A 16,138-nucleotide genomic window follows, 5' to 3' on the forward strand; every position below is an offset into this window, starting at 1 on the left:
GACGGGCAAGACGATGGATATGATTTTCGATATCGCCGGACAGGCCTGTGTTGCGGACCGTGTGCAAATGCGCGGCAACACAATCATGGCCGAGTTTTCCAGCGATGCGGCGGGGCCACTGGCCGTGGCGTATGATGAAAGCGCGTCCATCGTTCTGGTCGGCGTGCCGCGCCTTGACGTGACCTATTCGGTGCAAACGTTTCGCGCCGATGCGGCGGGGGGCTGTTCGGCCGTGTTTTCGGTCAACAGCTCCGCAGGGCGCGTGCTGCACTAAGTTTACGAAATTCCCTGTCCGCGCCATACGCGGGCAGGGGGGGTGAGGTTCGGTTGCGCGGGCAGCCCATGTGACCGGGGCTATCGCGGGATAAGACGAACACCTTTCTGGAGCGGATGCGTTCGCTCTCGACGCCGGTCAGGCCGCAGGCAATAAAATTACCGGGCGGTATCAATCATGAGCCTGATCTGCGAAACTGGAGGTCCCTTGTGGCCTCCTTTTTCTTTTGTGGGGATGCGCAGAGGCATTGGGCGGATTGGACTTGCAAGAGTGGGGTCTACCCCCTAGAAGGTCCAGTGATTTATAGGACGGCCCTCGGGCGGTCTGAGAGAGACGTAATAAGACGTAAGAAGGACGCCAACATGCAGGTCACCGAGACCCTCAACGAAGGTCTGAAGCGCGGCTATCAGATCACCATCCCCGCCGCCGAACTCGACGCAAAAGTGCTCGCCAAACTCAAGGAAGCACAGCCCCAGATCGAGATGAAGGGCTTTCGCAAAGGCAAAGTTCCTATGGCAATGCTCAAAAAGCAGCACGGTCCCCGTGTTCTTGGCGATGCGATGCAGGAAACTGTCGACGGTGCAATGACCGAGCATTTCGAGAAAACAGGTGACAAACCTGCCATGCAGCCGAATGTGGTCATGGAAGGTGGCGAAGAGTGGAAAGAGGGCGACGATGTCGTCGTCAACATGTCCTACGAAGCGCTCCCCGAGATCCCTGACGCCGATCTGTCCGGTGTGAAGCTCGAAAAACTGGTTGTCAAAGCCTCCGACGCAGAAGTCGACGAAGCTCTGAAAAACCTCGCAGAGACAGCACAGAATTTCGAAGAGAAATCCGGAAAATCCGAAAATGGCGATCAGGTTGTGATCGATTTCCTCGGCAAAGTCGACGGCGAGCCATTCGATGGTGGCGCGGCCGAAGATTACCCGCTCGTTCTGGGCTCCGGTTCCTTTATCCCCGGCTTCGAAGAGCAGCTTGTCGGCGTCAAAGCCGGCGATGAAAAGAACGTCGAAGTGAACTTCCCCGACGAGTATGGCGCCGCCAACCTCGCCGGCAAAGCCGCTGTGTTCGAATGCAAAATCAAATCGGTCAACGCCGCTGTTGCTGCCGAGATTGACGACGAGCTTGCGAAAAAATTCGGCACCGAGGATCTCGCAACGCTGAAAACGCAGATCGCCGAGCGCCTTGAGAACGAATACGCCGGTGCATCGCGCGCTGTGATGAAACGTGGCCTGTTGGACCAACTCGACGCCATCGTGTCGTTTGATCTGCCGCCCTCGCTCGTTGAAGCCGAAGCAAAACAGATCGCGCACCAGCTGTGGCACGAAGACAACCCCGATGTTCAGGGCCACGATCACCCCGAAATCGAAACCACAGACGAGCACAATTCGCTTGCCGAGCGCCGCGTGCGTCTTGGCCTGTTGCTTGCCGATATCGGCCAGAAGCAGGAAATCCAGATCACCGACGCCGAGTTCACCCAAGCCGTGATGAACCAGGCGCGCCAGTATCCGGGCCAAGAGCGCGAATTCTTTGAATTCGTTCAGAAAAACGCACAGATGCGTCAGCAGCTTCAAGCGCCGTTGTTTGAAGACAAAGTGGTTGACTGGATCGCCGAAAACGCGGATCTGACGGAAAAAGAAGTCTCGAAAGAAGACCTCGAAAAAGCCGTCGAAGCCCTCGACGACGAATAAGGCGCGAGCCGCGCCGGGCTTTTCTGTGCGTTTCTCGAACCGATAATTTTGAAAGGCCGCTCCATTGGGGCGGCCTTTTTTTGAACGATGTGGTGCGTGGAGAGCGATGATGCGCAGATGTTTTGGTGCAATGTGTTTGGCGGTTCTGCCCCTATGGCCCATGGGTGTCTGGGCGATTTCGCCCGAATGGACGGCGCAAAAATGTGAGCGCTACACCCGGGCGTGGGAGATGGCGACCCAAGGGGCGCGTGAGGGCCTTTCAGACGCCTTTATCGCGGACCACGATACCTTTCTGGCATCCGGATGCACCATCCGCGGCACGGTTTGCCCCGAAACGGCGCAAGAGCGGGCGCTCGCGGATATGTTGTCACTTATGGCTGTGGCGGAGGGGGCGACAGGGTCGTTCCTGCCGTTTCACTGCGCGGCGCCATAGGGGGGTGTGCGGCGCCTAACTGCGCAGCCCTGTCTCATAGAGCAGGCCCATCTTTTTCGCCTCGTAGTAGTAGCCCTTTGCGTACCATTTCATCGCGCCGTCGATATCGCCGCCGGACACCATATAGGCCCCTTTGAGATATTTTCCTGCGTATTTCAGGTTCACATCCGCGTCCAGAAGCTCGCTTGCCGGACCGTCATGCCCCATCGTGCGGGCGGTCTGTGGCAGGATTTGCAGGAGGCCCCAATATGGCCCGTTGCGGGCCCACGGGCGATGGGTGCTTTCGCGCACGGCCTGACGGTGGATCAATTCGCGCGGGATCTCGTAGTGATCTGCCCATGTGTTGATCTGGCGGCGCAACTGCGGTGTCTCATTGGGGAACAGCGGCGGATTGTAGCCGCGCGAGACCTCGGTTGAAGTGGGAAGTTTGGCGCAGGCGGTCAGCGCGAGGGGGGCGAGAAGCAGGAGGCGACGGGTTATGATCGTCATGGGGAACACCTAAAATCGTTTCGCGCGGACCTCACCACGCGGATGCGGCTTTGCCAAGCTCGCAACGGCGGGGGTGGCGGAAAGCTGCTTGGGGTGTGGCGGTAATTTGCCTGACCCTGTGGGCCAGTGGGCGGCGACAGGTGGCGATGCCCCAAAAGAAAAGGCCCCGCCAAATGGCGGGGCCGTTCCAATCTCATGTGCGAGAAGATTACTCTTCGTCAGCAGCGGCAGGTGCGTCGTCGGAACCGTCGAAGTCGTCGTCAGCGGCGGAGCCGATGTCGTCGAACAGTTCGGAGATTTCGAATTCTGCTTGTGCTTCTTCTTCTGCGGCCAATTCCTGAATGGATTTGCCCTCAGCCTGAAGTTCGGCTTCCTCAGGCGAACGAGCGATGTTCAGCGTGATTGTGGCCTCGACTTCGGGGTGCAGGTGGATGGCAACATCGCGCAGGCCGAGTTCTTTGATCGGGTGACCGATCACAACCTGTTTGCGCGAGATGGTGAAGCCACCGGCGGTCACAACTTCTTCGATGTCACGCGGGCTTACGGAACCGTAAAGCGCACCGGAATCGGATGCGGAACGAATGACGATGAATTTCGTGCCATCGAGTTTCGCAGCCAAAGCATCGGCTTCTTTTTTGGTTTCGAGGTTCTGTGCTTCGAGCTGTGCTTTGCGAGCTTCGAAAGCTGCGATGTTTGCAGCGGAAGCGCGCAGTGCTTTTTCCTGTGGAAGCAGGAAGTTGCGTGCGTAGCCCTGTTTCACGGAAACAACATCGCCCATTTGGCCAAGTTTGGCCACACGTTCAAGAAGGATAACGTCCATTGTTCAGTACTCCTTACTTAACGGCGTATGGCAGAAGGGCGAGGAAACGAGCGCGTTTGATGGCACGGGCCAATTCACGCTGTTTTTTCGCAGAAACTGCGGTGATACGGGAGGGAACGATTTTGCCGCGCTCGGAGATGTAGCGCTGCAGAAGACGTGTGTCTTTGTAATCGATCGCGGGTGCATTGTCGCCAGAGAACGGGCAGACTTTGCGACGGCGGAAAAACGGTTTTGCGGCCATGTTAAAGGTCCTTTCCTAAGCTCTTACGGGCGACGGGGACGACGCTCTTCGCGCTCGTCACGTTTCTGCATCTGGACGGAGGGCAGCTCTTTGTGCTCTTCGACCTTGATGGTCATAACGCGCATGACGTCGTCGTGCAGGCGCATCAGGCGTTCCATCTCCTGCACGGCAGCAGGGGAGCTGTCGGTGCGCAGGTAGGCGTAGTGGCCCTTGCGGTTTTTGTTGATTTTGTATGCCATCGTTTTGACGCCCCAATACTCGTGATCCACGAGTTTGCCGCCGTTGTCGGCGAGGACGGTGCCAAAGTGTTCGATGAGACCTTCTGCTTGGGCGTTGGACAGGTCCTGACGCGCAATGAAGACATGCTCGTAAAGCGGCATGAGTGCTCCAGTTCTATATCAAGCGTATTTCATAGGGCGGGCATTTGTCCTTTCCGCAGCCCGTCCACGAGAGTCTACGCGGTTCATAATCCTTTGCGGAAAGGATGGGCTCTTATACGGGTCTGTTTTCGTGGCGCAAGGGGGAAGGGCGTGTTTTGCCCTTATTTTCTTCGTTATTTCACGCTTTTGGCCCGATCGCGTCGGGGGGAGCGTGCGGGCAAGGGGCAAAGGGGAGATATGCGGGGTCATTGCCCGCGAAATTTTCGCGGTTTTGTCACAATCTGGCCGCGATTTTGGAAAAGGTTAATGCAACCCTAATAAAAAATCGAGCCCCGCCATGTCAGATATGTCAACCACCCCCGACCTTATCGCATCCAATGTGCCCTCATGGTCGCGGATTGCCCGCCACACTACGGGCTATGGCTATCGTGTCACGCGCTCGCGCCCTATCCGGGTCGGTATGGATGGCATCGAGGCCAGTGTGGCCTTTGCGGGTTATATCGGTGTTCTCATGACCGCCGGCCTTTGGGTTTTGCCCGCGTCAATCGTCGCGGCCAGTGTTGTCGGTGTGAAACTGGGTCTCTCGTTGGCGTTCGGTTTGACGGGACTGTCGTTGGTGCAACTGGCGGATCGTGGTCTTAAACGCGAATTGCAGGTGGACCGAAAGCGTGAGCAATTGAGAACGGTCTGGCGCAATCGCAAAGACGAGACGCGCCTTGCGACTGTGATCGGATTTGACGAAATCGGGTCGCTATTTTTGCGCCGTTCGGCAATTTCCGGCGGGCGCACCCAATTGTTTGTCCGCGTCGATGCAATCAAGGATCCTGTCGAATTGTTTTCCGGTTCCGAGATGGAGATGCAGGGGTTGTGGAATGCATTGAATGCAAATTTGCAGGCGACCAAGCTGTCAAATCCGGTCCAGACACCCCCCATTGGTGCCACGCCCCGTCCCAAGCCGCGGTTGGTTCACAGTCAGCAATATGCCACCACGGTGTCTGCCCGCGATACCGTTGCCGCCGGCGAGCTTGCGCATCGCGCAGCCCTCTAATCGGCGCAGTGCCGAGAATCGCAAAGTGGCGGTTTTGTGCGCCTCCGGCGCCTTTGTGCGCGGGCGGCGGCGGCGGTGTGGCGAAAACCGGGCGGCAATAAAGCCATTCAATGTCGTCGAAAATTTTAGTAAAATTTGGATGCAAAGAATTGGTAAAAATAGACGCCGAAATTGGGGTGTTTCGGCGTATTTTTTAGGTTATTTTTCTGATATTGTTGCATAACTTCAGAAAATCACCAGTTAACCATACCTATGTCTTTTGGTAGCTGTCACATAACCTAAAGGCGTATGTTCCTCCTCGTAGAAATAGGTGAGAACGATGCCCCCGGTCGAGAGATTTAAATCATATGCCAACCGAGATGACGGTGCCGTCACCGTTGATTTCGTTGTGCTTGCGGCCTTTGCTCTTGCACTGGGTGTGGGGGTGTTGACCACTGTTTCGCGCGGCTCGCTTGATTTCGCGGGCGCCCTTGATGATCATATCAAAGCGACCGAGGTTGGCGTGGGCGGCGGCGAGGGGGGTGCATCTGCCGGAGGCGCTGATGGTGCGGGCGCTGGCGTTGGCAGTGGCAGCAACTAAGAGCAATCCCGCCTGCCGCGCCTAGAGATGTAGCGTGTCCCGCTGAACACCGTTCCGACATTGTCCGCCTGTGCGCGCCTTTGACTTGCCGTAGGGCGCGGTGACCGTTATTCCCATGTCCCAACAGCGTTTAACGTGAGGGGCGAATATGACACGCGCATTTGTATTTCCGGGGCAGGGCGCCCAAACCATCGGCATGGGCAAGGCGCTCGCCGATGCCTACCCGCAAGCCAAGGCTATTTTTGACGAGGTGGATGATGCTCTGGGCGAAGCGCTCTCTGCGTTGATCTGGGAGGGCGACATCGAGGCGCTTACCCTGACCCAGAATGCCCAACCTGCCTTGATGGCGACGTCTCTGGCCGCTTTGCGTGCGCTTGAAGCCGAAGGGTTTGGCGTCACGGATGCGGCCTTTGTCGCGGGTCATTCGCTCGGGGAGTATTCCGCCTTGGCCGCTGCGGGGGCGATTTCGGTTGCGGACACTGCGCGTCTGTTGCGCATTCGCGGTCAGGCGATGCAAGCGGCGGTGCCGGTGGGTGTCGGCGCAATGGCGGCGCTGTTGGGGCTTGATTTCGCCGCCGTGCAAGAAGTGGCCGCCGAGGCCGCAGCGGAAGGCGAAGTGTGCCAAGCCGCCAACGACAATGACCCCGGACAGGTGGTTGTGTCGGGACACAAGGCCGCCGTGGAACGGGCCTGTGAGATTGCCAAGGCCAAGGGCGCAAAGCGCGCGGTTTTGCTTCCGGTGTCGGCACCATTCCATTGTGCATTGATGGACCCCGCAGCCAAGGTCATGGCAGAGGCCCTTGACGATGTGGATATTTCGACCCCATGCGTGCCGTTGGTTGCCAATGTCGAGGCGGCCGCCGTGACCGATCCCACCACGATCCGGTCCTTGCTTGTCGAGCAGGTCACAGGATCGGTGCGGTGGCGCGAGAGTGTCGCCTATATGGCCGCGCAGGGCGTTACGGAGATTTGGGAAATCGGCGCGGGCAAGGCCTTGTCCGGTATGGTGCGTCGCATCGACCGTGACATAGCATGTACCGCGATCGGCACCCCTGAAGACATTGCCAAACTGACCGCATAAGGCGCGTTTGGCTCGGATATGAAAAGGCGCACAGTCGCTTTAGGAAAGGCAGTAATATGTTTGATTTGACAGGTAAAAATGCGCTTATCACCGGCGCGTCGGGCGGCATTGGCGGGGCGATTGCCAAGGCGCTGCATGGGGCGGGGGCTACCGTTGTATTGTCGGGGACCCGTCAGGAGCCGCTTGACGCTTTGGCGGCCGACCTTGGCGAGCGGGCGTTTGTTGTGACGTGTAACCTGTCGGATAAGGATAGCGTCGAGGCGTTGCCGAAACAGGCGATCGAGGCCATGGGGTCGGTGGATATTCTGGTGAATAACGCAGGGATCACCCGCGACCAGTTGTTCATGCGCATGTCCGACGACGAATGGGACAGTGTGATCAACGTCAACCTGACCTCGACCATGCGCCTGTGCAAGGGCGTGATGCGCGGCATGATGAAGGCCCGTTGGGGGCGTATCGTCAATATTTCGTCCATCGTCGGCGCTACGGGCAATCCGGGTCAGGCCAACTATGCCGCATCCAAGGCGGGCATGGTGGGCATGTCGAAATCGCTCGCCTATGAGGTCGCCTCGCGTGGAATCACCGTGAACTGTGTGGCGCCCGGATTTATCGCCACGGCGATGACCGACAAGTTGACCGACGAGCAAAAAGACAAAATCAACGTGCAAATTCCCGCCGCCCGCATGGGCAACCCCGAGGAAATCGCGGCGGCTGTGCTGTATCTCGCATCGCCCGAGGCAGGGTACACCACGGGCGCGACCGTGCATGTCAACGGCGGTATGGCGATGCTGTAACCGGCCTGCGGACAAGGGCGTGGGGCGCATGTTACACGCCCGTTGTGTGCCGTCCCGCGAAGTTTTAACGTAGGGTTACAAATGATTTGCCCTCCCCGTACAGTGTGCTATAGGCGGGCCGAGTTTGCTACGGGGACACTAAAGTTCTTGTAGCCGTGTTCGGGGTTTTCGAAAATCAGGACTTGAAAAAGTTCTCTTGATCCCGACATGATCTAAGCGGCCCGAGGGCCATGACCAAAAGTGGGCATCGGGCCCCATAATGTGAGGAAAGAATATGAGCGACATCGCAGATCGCGTGAAAAAGATCGTCGTCGAGCATCTCGACGTTGAAGAAGACAAAGTGACAGAGACAGCGTCCTTCATCGACGATCTCGGCGCTGACAGCCTCGACACTGTTGAGTTGGTTATGGCGTTCGAAGAAGAGTTCGGCATCGAAATCCCTGACGACGCTGCTGAAACCATTCAGACATTCGGCGACGCAGTGAAGTTCATCACCGAAGCGTCCTAAGCCTCACCGCTTGGACAGAATTAGAAAACGGCGCGGCCTATAAAGGGCGGCGCCGTTTTTGTGTTTGGGGGGGGCGTTGACCGAGCACGCTGTGTCGCAGCGAAAGTCGGGTTTGAGCCAATTGTGCATGATGCTGCACTTGAAATGAATTTCGGCTTTTACCTTTTCAACGCAGCTAGCCACAAAACCCTTGCGACTGTATTTCTTCCATATAGTCTTGCATCCGGCAATTTAGACAAAAGCAGAACGGGACGGGCCAAACACATTGGGTTTCAACATTTCCTATCTGGCGACGCGATTGTCTGCGGCCGAACTTGCCTCGAATTACCGATTGAAACTTGGCCCTCTTGACCCAGAGTTTCCCAACAGTGCGAAGCCTTTTATCGCGGAGCTTTCAAATGGATGGACGATTTGGTGGAGCCAAGAACCGGACAGCTTCCAGCTTAACAAAATCAATCCGCATTTAGCCTGCAAGCAAGGGCAACACTGTTACGTCGTGTCGGTCGCTGAATTTTGCATGCACTCGAAAGTCACCAAATACACACCGATTTCTAAACGTTGGAGCGTCTCGCATTGCGGTGACGGGCAAGACCCGGAGCACCTCAAGATCACAGGCAAACCGCCAAAGATATTTGCCAAAATACGTGACGAAGTCTTTGAGCGGCAACGAAACCAGATTGTCGATGCAGTAAAAGTAGATGCTGTTCCCGATGAGCTTAAGGCCATTGCAGAGCGCACTGGCGGCTCAGTCAAACCCTTGGGGAGCGGACCGGTGGACCATGTCTTCGACATCCCCATGCTGCTAGGCAGACATTTCTTTGATTTCATCTACGGTCAGGGGGCAGAGAAAGGCACAATTCTGCGGTGCTTTGAGGTTTTGGATAATACGTCAGCCGATCCGAGCAAGCGTCGTTTTTGGCGGCGCATTTTCGGACGTTGAGGTGCAACCGCAGCGAAGGTCCGCTTCGTACCGCGGTGCAGTCATCGAAGCTTAAGCGCTCAACCCACACCACTCACCAAATTCCGCCAATCCGCCCTTTGGGGCGAGCGGGGTCTTTCATCGGGGCGCGTGGGCGTGTAATAAACGTCTAAACAAAATTTATGAGGGGGCAGAGCACATGCGCCGCGTCGTTGTCACAGGACTTGGAATGGTATCACCGCTGGCGTGCGGTGTTGAGGAAACATGGACGCGTTTGCTCGCGGGCGAATCTGCCGCGGGGACGATCCAGCGGTTTGACGCGAGCCATTTGGGGACAGATTACGCGTGCGAAGTGCCGCGTGGTGACGGGACCAACGGGACATTCAATCCCGACGACTGGATGGCCAAGAAAGACCAGAAAAAGGTCGACGATTTCATTCTCTACGGCATTGCGGCGGCCAATCAGGCGCTCACAGACGCCAACTGGATGCCCGAAGACGAAGAGGACCGTCTGCGCACAGGCGTGTTGATCGGGTCGGGTATCGGCGGGTTGTCGTCCATCGCGGACACGGCTGTTTTGCTGAAGGAAAAAGGCCCGCGTCGTGTATCGCCGTTCTTTATCCCCGGTTCTTTGATCAACCTGATCTCGGGTCAGGTGTCGATCCAGTACGGGTTCAAAGGTCCGAACCATTCGGTTGTGACGGCCTGTTCCACGGGGGCACACGCCATTGGCGATGCCTCGCGTCTTATCATGCTTGGCGATGCCGAAGTGATGGTTGCCGGCGGCGCGGAAGCGGCGATTTGCGAGTTGGGCATTGCGGGCTTTAACGCCTGTAAAGCGCTGTCCACCAAACGCTCCGACGACCCACAGGCGGCGAGCCGCCCCTATGACGAGGACCGTGACGGGTTTGTCATGGGCGAGGGTGCGGGCATTGTGGTGCTTGAAGAATACGAACACGCCAAAGCACGCGGCGCAAAGATTTATGCGGAAATCGTGGGGTATGGTCTGTCGGGCGATGCCTATCACATCACGGCCCCTGCGTCGGATGGCGATGGTGGCTACCGCGCCATGGAGGCCGCGATCAAACGTGCGGGCCTGACACCGGCCGATATTGATTACATCAACGCCCACGGCACCTCGACGATGGCCGATACCATCGAGCTTGGCGCGGTCGAGCGTCTGATGGGCGATGCCGCGTCAAAGGCCACGATGTCGTCGACCAAATCGTCCATCGGCCACCTTTTGGGGGCTGCGGGTGCGGTCGAGGCGATCTTCTGTCTTCTGGCGATCCGTGATCAGGTGGCTCCGCCCACGATCAACCTTGATAACCCTGCGGTCGAGCCGAAACTGGACCTCGCGCCCAATGCGAAACGGGAGCGCGTGATCAATGTGGCCCTGTCCAACTCGTTCGGGTTTGGCGGTACAAACGCATCGTTGGTGATGAAGAAGGTCACAGACTGATGTGGCGATCAATTGCGTCTAACGCATTGACGCTGTTCATTTTTGTTCTCATCGCGGTGGCTGCGGTCATCGGGTGGGGCAAGGCCCAGTATACGGCGGACGGCCCGCTTGCCGAGGCGATCTGTTTGCGGGTGCCGCAGGGCGCGACCTTTACCGCTGTGTCTGCCGATCTGGACGCCAAGGGGGCCGTGTCGAACGCGTCGATTTTGCGCATGGGGGCGAAATACACGGAGAAAACCGCGCTGTTGAAAGCGGGGGCGTTTCTGGTGCCTGAGGCCGCGTCGATGGAGGAGATCGTCGATATCGTCACCCGTGGTGGCGCCTCGACCTGTGGCACCGAGGTGGTGTACCGCATCGGTGTCAACCGTACCCAGGTGCAGGTCCGTGAGTTGGATCCCGCCACGCAAAGCTACGTCGAAACCGCAGAGTTTCAACCGGGTGAGGCGGGCGACGAGGGGGATGTGATCCCCGAGGCCTTTACCAAGGTGCGTGCGGCGGGCGATACCCGTTACCGCGTGTTGATTGCCGAGGGGACAACGGTGTGGCGTGTGGTCGAGAGCCTCAAGGATGTGGACGTGTTGGAGGGCTCTGTCGAGGCCGACGAGATGCCCGCCGAGGGGATGCTCGCGCCTGACAGCTACGAGGTTGTGGACGGCTCGAACGTTGACGACCTGATTGCGCGTATGGTCAACGCCCAAGTGGCGCGGATCGAAGAGATCTGGGCGGAGCGCAGTAGTGATCTGCCGATTTCTACGCCTGAGGAAATGCTGACGCTTGCGTCGATCATCGAGAAAGAGACGGGTATTCCCTCTGAGCGCCGCCAAGTGGCCTCGGTGTTTGTGAACCGCCTCAATCAGGGGATGCGGTTGCAGACGGACCCGACGGTGATCTACGGCGTGACCAATGGGGTGGGCTATTTGGGGCGCGGATTGCGTCAGTCAGAGCTGCAATCAGACAGCCCTTATAACACCTATGTTATCAATGGCTTGCCTCCCGCGCCGATTGCCAACCCCGGTGTGGCCTCGATGCGGGCCGCTGTGGATCCCGACACCACGCCGTTCATCTTCTTTGTGGCGGACGGGACGGGGGGGCACGCCTTTGCGGTGACCTTGGCCGAGCATAATGCCAACGTGGCGAAGTGGCGCAAGATCGAAGCCGACCAGTAAAGACACACCGACCCGTAAAGACACAAAAGAGCGCCCGACTGTGGCGCTCTTTTTGCATGTGGGGGCTGTAAGGTGCGCAGGGGTCTCAATACAGGCCTTCGGTGTCGATATGCACAACCGCGCCGCAATGTTTGCAATGTGTGGCGTCTGCGTCATGGAGCTGTAAGCCGCAGTCCGTGCATTCAAAGCGGACTTTTGAGGGGCGAAAGAGCACTTGGGCCAGACGCAGGAACAGCGTGACGCCAAAGAACATCACGCCAATAGACAGCAACCGCCCCGTGGTTCCCTCAAGGGTGATATCGCCAAAGCCCGTGGTTGTGAGCGTGGTGATGGTGAAATAGAGCGCATCGGCATAGTTGCGGATGTCGGGGTTGTGACCGTGTTCGATCGCGTAGATCAGCCCCGTGGTGACAAAGATGAACACCAACAGGTTGATGGCGGCGACAATGATCTCTTCGCGCCGGCGAAAAAAGGTGAAGTCTTTGCGCAGTCGGTTCATCAATTGATAGGTGTGCAACAGGCGCAGCGTGCGCAAGATCCGCAAAAAGCCCAAGCCTTCGCCCGCGAGCGGGGCCAGAAACGAAACCATTGCGGCGATGTCGGCCCATGTGGCGAAGTTGCGAAAGTATCGTGCGCGGTTGTCCGCAACATGAACCCGTGCGGCGAAATCCATGAGGATGAGGAGACCGAACACCATGTCGAGCATCTCGATTAATGTCGTGTGGGCAATAAAGGACGTGACGACGACAAACAGGATGGTGAACAGGTCAAAGGCCAGAAGCGCATAGCGAAAGCGGTGCGCACGATCGGTTCCACTCTCGTAAAGCTCGTTGAGAAGTGCAGAGACGCGATTGGCCATGAACGGGCCTCCCCTGATGCGTTTGCGGTGCCGTTTGTCATGGTTATGGCGAAAGAGGGGGCGGGTTCAAGGGGGCAGGACGCGGTGGGACGTGTGCGGGCGCTATGGTTAACAAGCGCTTAGACCGTCCGTGCGGTGCTTTAGCGCCAAATTTCCCATGGCTGTGGAACTCTAGGCCCATGCTGGAAGGCGCAAGTACGTGTGCCGATGATGCCTGAGGGGGCGTCAAGGGGACGCGGTTCATGTTTGATCGCCCGCAGATGCGGGTTTTGAGAGCACTGCTTGCGGCTCTTGTGCGGAGGACAACAAAGCATAAGAGGCAGAAATCATGAAAGTGACTTCATCTGTGGGGGATGAGTACGAGTGCGTCGATCAAATTTACGAGGCGGTCGGCGATCAATTGAGGAGGACCATTGTCGCCCTGAAACAGGCGATGGAGGGTCTTGACGCAGGGGATGCGAGTGCGGGCAAGGAGATCAAGGCCGTTATGGCCGATCTGCGCCGCGCTCAAATCGCCGCCGTAACGGAAAGGCAGAAACTCGATGAGGACCGACGCAAAAACGGAGAGCTCGGGCGTGGAGAGGTCGACCTCGACGCCGCCCGATCTGAGATCGTTGATCGCCTGGCTCGCTTGCGAAACACGCCAGACGCAGGATGCGTTTCTGAATGATCTGGGGGAGGGGGCGCTGATGGCGCTCCCTTTCCTGTTCGACGCCTGGGCGTTGGATCATCAATTGCCGCCCGACGGTGACTGGCGCACATGGGTGATCATGGGCGGGCGTGGTGCGGGCAAAACCCGTGCGGGCGCGGAATGGGTGCGCACGCAGGTCGAGGGGGCAACGCCGCGCGATGCGGGGCGGGCCAGACGGGTGGCGCTCATTGGCGAGACCTATGATCAGGCGCGTGAGGTGATGGTGTTTGGCGACAGTGGCATTCTGGCCTGTTCGCCACCGGATCGTCGTCCCAAATGGGTGGCCACGCGCCGCACGTTGGTGTGGCCCAATGGTGCGGAGGCGATGGTATTTTCCGGTTCGGACCCCGAGGCGTTGCGCGGGCCGCAATTCGATGCCGCATGGGTCGATGAATTGGCGAAATGGAAAGACCCGTGCGGGGCGTGGGATATGCTGCAGTTCGGGCTGCGGTTGGGCGATGATCCGCGCCAAGTGGTCACGACGACACCGCGCAACGTGCAGGTGCTCAAAGACATCATGGCCGCGTCTTCGTGTGTGACGACCCATGCGCGCACGGATGCGAATGCGGCGAACCTTGCCAAATCGTTCCTGGAAGAGGTGCGCACGCGCTATGCGGGGACGCGCCTTGGCCGTCAGGAACTGGACGGGGTGTTGCTCGACGAGGAAGAGGGGGCATTGTGGTCGCTTGCCAAGCTTGAGGCGGGGCGTGTGGACGACATCCCCGAGATGGATCGTATCGTTGTTGCAGTGGACCCGCCGGTGACGGGTCACAAGGGATCGGATGAATGTGGCATCGTGGTTGTCGGCGCGGTGACACGCGGCGAGCCGCGCAACTGGCGGGCCTATGTGTTGGAGGATGCCACGGTGTCGGCGGCGTCGCCAACGGTGTGGGCCGAGGCAGCACTGGGGGCCCGTGCGCGGTGGAGCGCGGACAAGATCGTGGCGGAGGTAAACCAAGGCGGCGACCTTGTTGAAAGCGTCTTGCGCCAGATTGATCCGTTGGCCCCGTTCAAAGCGGTGCGGGCGACCAAGGGCAAAGCGGCGCGGGCCGAACCTGTGGCGGCGCTCTATGATCAGGGGCGCGTGGCGCATACCCGCAACCTCGGGGCGCTTGAGGACCAGATGGTCAAGATGACAGCGCAGGGGTTTCAGGCGAGCGGATCGCCTGATCGGTTGGACGCTTTGGTTTGGGCGGTGCATGAATTGATGATCGCACCTGCCGCAGTGGCGATGCGGCCTAAAATACGGACGCTTTAAGGCGCATGAAAGAGAGAAAACAACGGATCGCTTCGGCGGTCCGTTTTGCGTTTGGGGCGCGTAATGCAACGGATGGGCGCGGTGTGACGGGCGCAAAGCCTACGCCCGTTGGGGTTTCGCGCGGGTGTTGCGCCACAGGCGGGTCAGCGCACGCCCTACTTAGGAGTTCTTTTAACCTCTCGTTTAGAACTTCTCTCAACGACGGCGCGGGCAACAGCCAAGGGCGCGAAACGATCAGGAGACGAGAGACACATGTTTGATTTTCTCAAGCGCAGCGTAGACGGTCCGCAAGAGGTCAAGGCTTCGGCAACTGGCGGTGTAGTAGCGGCCATGTCAGGGGCAGGGCGCGTGGCATGGAGCCCGCGTGACACAGTCACTTTGACCCGTGTGGGCTTTATCGGAAATCCCGTGGGCTTTCGGGCGGTCAAGTTGATTGCCGAGGCGGCCAGTGCCTTGCCGGTGGTGTTGCAAAACGCCACGGAGCGGTTCGAGACGCATCCCTTGTTGCGCGTCATCGAGCGTCCGAATACGGCGCAGGGCCGTGCGGAATTGTTCGAGGCGCTGTATGCGCAGATCCTTTTGTCCGGCAATGGCTATCTCGAGGCCGTGGGTGAGGGATCGGTCGACGAGTTGCATGTGTTGCGCTCGGACCGGATGAGCCTTGTGCCCGGCGCCGATGGTTGGCCTGTGGCGTATGAATATGCCGTGGGCGGGCGCAAGCACCGCTTTGCGGTGGGCGAAGGGGCAAGCCCGATTTGCCACATTAAATCCTTTCACCCGTCTGATGACCACTATGGTCTCTCCCCGATCCAGGCGGCGGCCACGGCGATTGATGTCCATAATTCGGCAAGCCGTTGGTCCAAAAGTCTGTTGGACAACGCAGCGCGGCCATCGGGTGCGATCATTTACAAGGGCGCGGACGGTCAGGCGGCGATGAGTGCCGATCAGTACGACCGTTTGCTCAGCGAGATGGAAAGCCATCATCAAGGGGCGCGCAATGCGGGTCGTCCGATGTTGCTCGAAGGCGGGTTGGATTGGAAGCCGATGGGCTTTTCTCCCTCCGACATGGAGTTCCAAAAGACCAAGGAAGCCGCCGCACGCGAGATCGCTATCGCTTTCGGGGTGCCGCCGATGTTGCTCGGTCTGAACGGTGACGCGACCTATGCCAATTACCAAGAGGCCAACCGCGCCTTTTACCGTCTGACGGTGCTGCCGCTTGTGTCGAAGGTCACCAGTTCGGTCGGCCATTGGTTGTCGGAGATGACGGGTGAGGCGGTGACGCTCAAGCCTGATCTCGATCAGGTGCATGCGCTGTCCAGCGAGCGCGATGCGCATTGGACCCGCGTGGCGGAGGCGAAATTCCTGACCGCTGACGAGAAACGCACGATGCTCGGCCTGCCTCCTTTGGCGTCGGACAGTGTTCTGGATGAAGAGGACGAGTGAG

General features: G+C 58.7%; 19 protein-coding genes. 14 read left to right on the plus strand and 5 right to left on the minus strand.

The window, feature by feature from the left end; all coding sequences use genetic code 11:
- The first annotated feature begins 13 nt into the window (after positions 1-13).
- The 3 genes from ACN0Q0_RS14630 to ACN0Q0_RS14640 all read left to right on the plus strand — a co-directional run bounded on the left by ACN0Q0_RS14630 (position 14) and on the right by ACN0Q0_RS14640 (position 2,398).
- On the plus strand, positions 14-274 hold the full coding sequence (locus tag ACN0Q0_RS14630; RefSeq protein ID WP_417244147.1) for a hypothetical protein: 261 nt from the start codon (positions 14-16) through the stop codon (positions 272-274).
- 362 nt (positions 275-636) lie between these two features.
- The gene (gene tig / locus ACN0Q0_RS14635) at positions 637-1,965 is read left to right on the plus strand and encodes a trigger factor (RefSeq protein ID WP_417244148.1); all 1,329 of its coding nucleotides are present in this window, start codon (positions 637-639) and stop codon (positions 1,963-1,965) included.
- A 136-nt stretch (positions 1,966-2,101) separates the two neighbouring features.
- Complete coding sequence (locus ACN0Q0_RS14640; RefSeq protein ID WP_417244149.1) at positions 2,102-2,398, plus strand: hypothetical protein; 297 nt, start codon at positions 2,102-2,104, stop codon at positions 2,396-2,398.
- A gap of 15 nt (positions 2,399-2,413) precedes the next feature.
- Here the strand turns inward: ACN0Q0_RS14640 and ACN0Q0_RS14645 are convergent, their stop codons facing one another.
- From ACN0Q0_RS14645 to rpsF, 4 genes are all read right to left on the minus strand, one after another.
- On the minus strand, positions 2,414-2,887 hold the full coding sequence (locus tag ACN0Q0_RS14645; protein ID WP_417244150.1) for a lytic transglycosylase domain-containing protein: 474 nt from the start codon (positions 2,885-2,887) through the stop codon (positions 2,414-2,416).
- A gap of 208 nt (positions 2,888-3,095) precedes the next feature.
- Positions 3,096-3,707 carry a 50S ribosomal protein L9 gene (rplI, locus tag ACN0Q0_RS14650; protein WP_417244151.1) on the minus strand — a complete coding sequence of 204 codons (612 nt, stop codon included), beginning with the start codon at positions 3,705-3,707 and terminating at the stop codon, positions 3,096-3,098.
- Between the two features lie 13 nt (positions 3,708-3,720).
- A complete protein-coding gene (gene rpsR, locus ACN0Q0_RS14655; RefSeq protein ID WP_005852865.1) occupies positions 3,721-3,948 on the minus strand; it encodes a 30S ribosomal protein S18 in 228 nt (75 codons plus the stop codon).
- Between the two features lie 23 nt (positions 3,949-3,971).
- Entirely contained in the window at positions 3,972-4,328 is a 357-nt protein-coding gene (gene rpsF / locus ACN0Q0_RS14660; protein ID WP_417244152.1) for a 30S ribosomal protein S6, read from the minus strand.
- A 337-nt stretch (positions 4,329-4,665) separates the two neighbouring features.
- Here rpsF and ACN0Q0_RS14665 point away from each other — a divergent pair, with 337 nt between their 5' ends.
- The 8 genes from ACN0Q0_RS14665 to mltG all read left to right on the plus strand — a co-directional run bounded on the left by ACN0Q0_RS14665 (position 4,666) and on the right by mltG (position 11,886).
- Positions 4,666-5,376: a hypothetical protein gene (locus ACN0Q0_RS14665; RefSeq protein ID WP_417244153.1), complete on the plus strand. Its 711-nt coding sequence runs from the start codon at positions 4,666-4,668 to the stop codon at positions 5,374-5,376.
- A gap of 319 nt (positions 5,377-5,695) precedes the next feature.
- Positions 5,696-5,956, plus strand: coding sequence for a hypothetical protein (locus tag ACN0Q0_RS14670; protein ID WP_417244154.1), 261 nt, complete (start codon positions 5,696-5,698; stop codon positions 5,954-5,956).
- Between the two features lie 148 nt (positions 5,957-6,104).
- A complete protein-coding gene (gene fabD, locus ACN0Q0_RS14675) occupies positions 6,105-7,037 on the plus strand; it encodes an ACP S-malonyltransferase (RefSeq protein ID WP_417244155.1) in 933 nt (310 codons plus the stop codon).
- Between the two features lie 56 nt (positions 7,038-7,093).
- The gene (fabG, locus tag ACN0Q0_RS14680) at positions 7,094-7,831 is read left to right on the plus strand and encodes a 3-oxoacyl-[acyl-carrier-protein] reductase (protein WP_417244156.1); all 738 of its coding nucleotides are present in this window, start codon (positions 7,094-7,096) and stop codon (positions 7,829-7,831) included.
- A gap of 274 nt (positions 7,832-8,105) precedes the next feature.
- Complete coding sequence (locus ACN0Q0_RS14685) at positions 8,106-8,339, plus strand: acyl carrier protein (RefSeq protein ID WP_009571390.1); 234 nt, start codon at positions 8,106-8,108, stop codon at positions 8,337-8,339.
- A gap of 265 nt (positions 8,340-8,604) precedes the next feature.
- On the plus strand, positions 8,605-9,279 hold the full coding sequence (locus ACN0Q0_RS14690; RefSeq protein ID WP_417244157.1) for a hypothetical protein: 675 nt from the start codon (positions 8,605-8,607) through the stop codon (positions 9,277-9,279).
- A 178-nt stretch (positions 9,280-9,457) separates the two neighbouring features.
- On the plus strand, positions 9,458-10,720 hold the full coding sequence (gene fabF / locus ACN0Q0_RS14695) for a beta-ketoacyl-ACP synthase II (protein WP_417244158.1): 1,263 nt from the start codon (positions 9,458-9,460) through the stop codon (positions 10,718-10,720).
- Positions 10,720-11,886, plus strand: a complete 1,167-nt coding sequence (gene mltG, locus ACN0Q0_RS14700; protein WP_417244159.1) for an endolytic transglycosylase MltG — start codon at positions 10,720-10,722, stop codon at positions 11,884-11,886. Before fabF ends, mltG begins: the two co-directional genes overlap by 1 nt.
- An 85-nt stretch (positions 11,887-11,971) precedes the next feature.
- Here the strand turns inward: mltG and ACN0Q0_RS14705 are convergent, their stop codons facing one another.
- The gene (locus ACN0Q0_RS14705; RefSeq protein ID WP_417244160.1) at positions 11,972-12,745 is read right to left on the minus strand and encodes an ion transporter; all 774 of its coding nucleotides are present in this window, start codon (positions 12,743-12,745) and stop codon (positions 11,972-11,974) included.
- Positions 12,746-13,073: 328 nt separating this feature from the next.
- Here ACN0Q0_RS14705 and ACN0Q0_RS14710 point away from each other — a divergent pair, with 328 nt between their 5' ends.
- The 3 genes from ACN0Q0_RS14710 (at position 13,074) to ACN0Q0_RS14720 (ending at position 16,137) form a co-directional block, all read left to right on the plus strand.
- The gene (locus ACN0Q0_RS14710) at positions 13,074-13,415 is read left to right on the plus strand and encodes a hypothetical protein (protein WP_417244161.1); all 342 of its coding nucleotides are present in this window, start codon (positions 13,074-13,076) and stop codon (positions 13,413-13,415) included.
- 19 nt (positions 13,416-13,434) lie between these two features.
- Positions 13,435-14,694 carry a DNA-packaging protein gene (locus ACN0Q0_RS14715; RefSeq protein ID WP_417244162.1) on the plus strand — a complete coding sequence of 420 codons (1,260 nt, stop codon included), beginning with the start codon at positions 13,435-13,437 and terminating at the stop codon, positions 14,692-14,694.
- A gap of 252 nt (positions 14,695-14,946) precedes the next feature.
- Positions 14,947-16,137 carry a phage portal protein gene (locus tag ACN0Q0_RS14720; RefSeq protein ID WP_417244163.1) on the plus strand — a complete coding sequence of 397 codons (1,191 nt, stop codon included), beginning with the start codon at positions 14,947-14,949 and terminating at the stop codon, positions 16,135-16,137.
- Position 16,138: the final 1 nt, after the last annotated feature.

The organism is Celeribacter sp. (genome assembly GCF_048259695.1).
Taxonomy (GTDB): domain Bacteria; phylum Pseudomonadota; class Alphaproteobacteria; order Rhodobacterales; family Rhodobacteraceae; genus Celeribacter.

What these genes read in the sequence shown, in the direction of transcription:
- rpsR (WP_005852865.1), bottom strand. Translation starts at nt 3,948, where the DNA reads ATGGCCGCAAAACCGTTTTTCCGCCGTCGCAAAGTCTGCCCGTTCTCT.
- fabG (WP_417244156.1), top strand. Translation starts at nt 7,094, where the DNA reads ATGTTTGATTTGACAGGTAAAAATGCGCTTATCACCGGCGCGTCGGGC.
- ACN0Q0_RS14630 (WP_417244147.1), top strand. Translation starts at nt 14, where the DNA reads ATGGATATGATTTTCGATATCGCCGGACAGGCCTGTGTTGCGGACCGT.
- ACN0Q0_RS14665 (WP_417244153.1), top strand. Translation starts at nt 4,666, where the DNA reads ATGTCAGATATGTCAACCACCCCCGACCTTATCGCATCCAATGTGCCC.
- rplI (WP_417244151.1), bottom strand. Translation starts at nt 3,707, where the DNA reads ATGGACGTTATCCTTCTTGAACGTGTGGCCAAACTTGGCCAAATGGGC.
- mltG (WP_417244159.1), top strand. Translation starts at nt 10,720, where the DNA reads ATGTGGCGATCAATTGCGTCTAACGCATTGACGCTGTTCATTTTTGTT.
- rpsF (WP_417244152.1), bottom strand. Translation starts at nt 4,328, where the DNA reads ATGCCGCTTTACGAGCATGTCTTCATTGCGCGTCAGGACCTGTCCAAC.
- ACN0Q0_RS14720 (WP_417244163.1), top strand. Translation starts at nt 14,947, where the DNA reads ATGTTTGATTTTCTCAAGCGCAGCGTAGACGGTCCGCAAGAGGTCAAG.
- ACN0Q0_RS14715 (WP_417244162.1), top strand. Translation starts at nt 13,435, where the DNA reads ATGGCGCTCCCTTTCCTGTTCGACGCCTGGGCGTTGGATCATCAATTG.
- ACN0Q0_RS14670 (WP_417244154.1), top strand. Translation starts at nt 5,696, where the DNA reads ATGCCCCCGGTCGAGAGATTTAAATCATATGCCAACCGAGATGACGGT.
- tig (WP_417244148.1), top strand. Translation starts at nt 637, where the DNA reads ATGCAGGTCACCGAGACCCTCAACGAAGGTCTGAAGCGCGGCTATCAG.
- ACN0Q0_RS14645 (WP_417244150.1), bottom strand. Translation starts at nt 2,887, where the DNA reads ATGACGATCATAACCCGTCGCCTCCTGCTTCTCGCCCCCCTCGCGCTG.
- ACN0Q0_RS14710 (WP_417244161.1), top strand. Translation starts at nt 13,074, where the DNA reads ATGAAAGTGACTTCATCTGTGGGGGATGAGTACGAGTGCGTCGATCAA.
- fabD (WP_417244155.1), top strand. Translation starts at nt 6,105, where the DNA reads ATGACACGCGCATTTGTATTTCCGGGGCAGGGCGCCCAAACCATCGGC.
- ACN0Q0_RS14705 (WP_417244160.1), bottom strand. Translation starts at nt 12,745, where the DNA reads ATGGCCAATCGCGTCTCTGCACTTCTCAACGAGCTTTACGAGAGTGGA.
- fabF (WP_417244158.1), top strand. Translation starts at nt 9,458, where the DNA reads ATGCGCCGCGTCGTTGTCACAGGACTTGGAATGGTATCACCGCTGGCG.
- ACN0Q0_RS14685 (WP_009571390.1), top strand. Translation starts at nt 8,106, where the DNA reads ATGAGCGACATCGCAGATCGCGTGAAAAAGATCGTCGTCGAGCATCTC.